Source organism: Neisseria sp. P0021.S005 (assembly GCF_051956955.1).
In genome coordinates this window covers 1-4214 of the sequence record NZ_JBQCWY010000245.1, presented here as the reverse complement: position 1 = coordinate 4214, position 4214 = coordinate 1, and the positions used below count along the sequence as shown (strand labels likewise).

The window sequence follows — 4214 nt, the reverse complement described above, 5'->3', positions numbered from 1 at the left end:
TATTTCGATTGCTCATGAATCCGACCGCACAACGTATCAAATACCTGACCGACCTCCTCAACCGCTACGCCTACGAATACTACACCCTAGATGCGCCCAGCGTACCCGACGCCGAATACGACAAATTATTCCGCGAGCTCGAGGCATTGGAGCGAAACTACCCCGAGTTCAAACTGCCCGACAGCCCGACCCAGCGCGTCGGTGGCGAGCCTTTAGCAGGCTTTGCCGAAGTACGCCACGAAATACCGATGCTGTCGCTGACCAACGCCTTCTCGCCACAAGACGAAAACGGTGTGTTTGACCATGCCGAAATGTACGCTTTTGATGAGCGCGTTCGTGGCGGTTTAAATGGAGAAAAACCGGAATACGTTATCGAACCTAAATTTGACGGTCTGGCCATCAGCCTGCTGTACCGCGACGGCGTATTGACTCAAGCGGCAACCCGTGGAGACGGCACCACAGGCGAAGACGTTACCCAAAACGTCAAAACCGTATCCAACATCCCCCTGCGTCTGCATGGAGAAAACATTCCCGAGTTTATCGAAATACGCGGCGAAGTACTGATGCTTAAAGCCGATTTTGCCGCTTTAAACGAACGACAGGCTGAAAACGGACAAAAACCTTTCGCCAATCCGCGCAATGCCGCCGCCGGCAGTCTGCGCCAACTCGATTCGCGCATTACGGCACAGCGCAAACTGCATTTCTTCCCCTATTCCATCGCCCGACAACAAGGCGGTTTTATCGCAGAAGAACACCTGCAAGAGCTGGGCTACTGTAAAGAGCTTGGCTTCAGCCTGCCTGATGGTAATTTCGGCTGCTTCCCAAATATCGAAGAAGTATTGGCGTTTTACGAACAAATGCAGCAAAAACGCCCTACTTTGCCTTACGAAATCGATGGTATGGTGGTCAAAGTCAACAGTCTGGCACAACAAGAAAAACTGGGTTTCATCTCACGCGCGCCGCGCTGGGCCATTGCCCACAAATTTCCTGCCGAAGAAGCATTGACCATTGTCGAAGCCATTGATGTACAAATCGGGCGCACCGGCGCAGTAACCCCCGTCGCCCGCCTGCAACCTGTATTCGTCGGCGGCGTTACCGTTACCAACGCTACCCTGCACAATCAGGACGAAGTATCGCGCAAAGACGTGCGCGTTGGCGATACAGTTGTCGTGCGCCGTGCCGGAGACGTGATTCCCGAGGTGGTGCGCGTAATTTTTGAACGCCGCCCAATGCAGGATACCAACATTGCTGTTTCAGACGGCCTGCAAGACGATTTGTTTGCCGAAATACCTTCTGAAACCCGCTCCGAACCGCTTCACAAACCTTACCGCCTGCCCACCCATTGCCCTATCTGTCACAGCGAAATCGAACGCGAAGAAGGCGAAGCGGTTGCCCGATGCAGCGGCGGTATGCTTTGCCAAGCACAACGCGCGCAAGGTTTAATCCACTTCGCCTCACGCAAAGCCATGGACATCGACGGACTTGGACAAAAACAAATCGAGCAACTGGTAGCACAAGATTTGGTTCGTCATTTCGCCGACCTCTACCGCCTCGATATCCCAACCCTGCAAAAAATGAAGGAAACGGCGGATAAAGCGTCAGCTAATGAGGAAGAACCATCAAACAGTGAGATTGAAGACTTTGAAAGCGAGAGCGGCAATGCCCTGCTTAGCAAAACCAGTAAAAAACAGCCAACTAAATGGGCGGAAAACATCCTCGCAGGCATAGAAGCCAGCAAAACGCCTGAACTTGCCCGCTTCCTTTTTGCCCTCGGTATCCGTCACGTCGGCGAACGCACCGCCAAAACGCTGGCGCAGGCATTCGGTACACTGGAACACGTCCGCCATGCACCCGAACCCATCCTCGCCTGCCTGCCCGATATCGGCACGGTGGTTGCCCGCTCCATCGCCCACTTTTTTGCCCAAGAAGCGCAACAGGCGATGATAGACGAACTGCTGGCTGTAGGTGTTGCCCCGCAAAGCCAGGCTGTCACTATCCCGCCGTTGCGCTATGCCGAGCCGCAACGCTGGATTGCCCGCCTGCCTGATTTTAAAATCAGCGAAACCAAAGCACTGGCCTTATGGGAGCTTGCCGGACAAAGCATAGAAGGTTTGCAAACTGACAAAGCGTTGCCTGCCGATTGGCAAACATGGCGCAGTAAACTGCAAAACGCAGCCCTGCTTGAAAATATGAAAACTTTCTTTGATCAAAAGCTGCCTGAGCTTCAAGATGAAACGATTTCAGACGGCATCAATGAGACCATAGCAGGAAAAACCTTTGTATTAACAGGAACTTTACCCACGCTCAAACGCGACCAAGCCCAAGCCATGATTGAGGCTGCCGGCGGTAAAGTTTCTGGTAGCGTATCCAAAAAAACCGACTACGTTGTCGCCGGAGAAGCCGCAGGCAGTAAATTGGAAAAAGCCCAAACGTTGGGCGTGGTCGTATTGAGCGAAGAAGAATTACTGACGTTGCTAGGATAAGACAGTATCTATGACCAATCCTCCTTTTCAGACCGTCTGATACTTTATCATGTGGTATTATCATTACATACGACTACATCTTTACACTTTTTGGGGTATAAACCCACAGTTAAAATAGGATAATAATATGAAACCCATTAAAAAATGCGTCTTCCCCGTTGCCGGTATGGGCACCCGTTTCTTGCCTGCGACCAAAGCCAGCCCCAAAGAAATGCTGCCTATCGTAGACAAACCTCTGATTCAATATGCAGTTGAAGAAGCGGTTGAAGTCGGCTGTACTGAAATGGTGTTCATCACCGGCCGTAACAAACGCAGTATCGAAGACCACTTCGACAAAGCATACGAGTTGGAAACCGAATTGGAATTGCGTCAAAAAGACAAGCTGTTGGAGCACGTTCGCGATATCCTGCCTCCCAACATTACCTGCATGTACATCCGTCAAACTGAAGCATTGGGTTTGGGTCATGCCGTATTGTGCGCGCAGGCTGCCGTTGGTAATGAACCTTTTGCCGTTATTTTGGCAGACGATTTGATTGATGCGCCTAAAGGTGCATTGAAACAGATGGTTGATGTGTACAACCAAAGCGGTAACAGCATTTTGGGCGTTGAAACCGTCGACCCTTCCCAAACAGGCTCTTACGGTATCGTTGAAGTTGAAAAGCTAAAAAGCTATCAACGTATCACCAACATAGTTGAAAAACCCAAACCGGAAGAAGCGCCTTCCAACCTCGCAGTTGTCGGCCGCTACATCCTGACTCCGCGTATTTTTGACTTGTTGACCAACCTGCCCAGCGGCGCCGGTAACGAAATCCAACTGACAGACGGTATCGCCCGCCTGCTCGACCATGAGTTTGTGTTGGCTCATGCGTTTGATGGCAAACGCTACGACTGCGGCAGCAAATTGGGTTACCTTGAAGCAACCGTGGCTTATGGTTTGAAACACCCTGAAACTGGCGAACAATTCAAAGAATTGCTCAAACAATACGCTTAAGCCCAGCCATTATAAAAAGGCCGTCTGAAATTTCAGACGGCCTTTTTCTCACACTTATTTCTTCCAATATGCCGGAGTTAGCAAAATCAGAACGGTAAAAATCTCCAAACGTCCCAACAACATCACCGCCGTACACAGCCATTTCTGCACATCGCTCAGCACAGCATAATTATGTGACGGACCGACTGCCCCCAAACCCGGCCCTGCATTGGTAATACAGGCAATGACTGCCGTAAAGGCGGATAAAAAGTCCAAGCCTGCCGCCATCAGTAAAAAGCTGAATACGATGACCGTCATAAAGTAAATAAAGATGAACGACATGACGGTCAGCGCCATGCGATCCGGAATGGAACGGTTGTTGACCTTTACCGTACGAACCGCACGCGGGTGCAGCAAAATCAACATTTCGCGCAAGCTGAATTTGAATAACACCAACGCACGCACGTTTTTAATACCGCCCCCCATAGAGCCTGAACTTGCCAATACGTTCGACAGGAAAAACATCCACAGCGACACAATCAACGGCCATTGGGCAAAGTCTGCATTGGAGAAACCGCTTGCCAATCCGATGGACACAAAGTTGAAGCTGACAAAGCGCAAAGCTTCGCCAAGGCTTTGATAAACGTCCTGCTGCCATAAATACAATGCCGAAATCAAAATACTGCCCGACAAAACCAGCAGCATGGTGCGGCATTCTTCATCTTTCCAATACACCTGCAAGGAGCGGTTGCCCAGCGCAG

At 50.7% G+C, this 4214-nt stretch carries 3 protein-coding genes; 2 read left to right on the top strand and 1 reads right to left on the bottom strand.

The window, feature by feature from the left end:
• Positions 1-14 precede the first annotated feature (14 nt).
• Positions 15-2483, top strand: a complete 2469-nt coding sequence (gene ligA, locus ACTHUE_RS11935) for an NAD-dependent DNA ligase LigA (protein ID WP_440365242.1) — start codon at positions 15-17, stop codon at positions 2481-2483.
• 127 nt (positions 2484-2610) lie between these two features.
• Positions 2611-3474, top strand: coding sequence for a UTP--glucose-1-phosphate uridylyltransferase GalU (gene galU / locus ACTHUE_RS11930; protein WP_070461600.1), 864 nt, complete (start codon positions 2611-2613; stop codon positions 3472-3474).
• 54 nt (positions 3475-3528) lie between these two features.
• Here galU and ACTHUE_RS11925 read toward each other — a convergent pair.
• A partial coding sequence (locus tag ACTHUE_RS11925; RefSeq protein WP_440402974.1) for a TrkH family potassium uptake protein occupies positions 3529-4214 on the bottom strand: 686 nt, incomplete at its 5' end.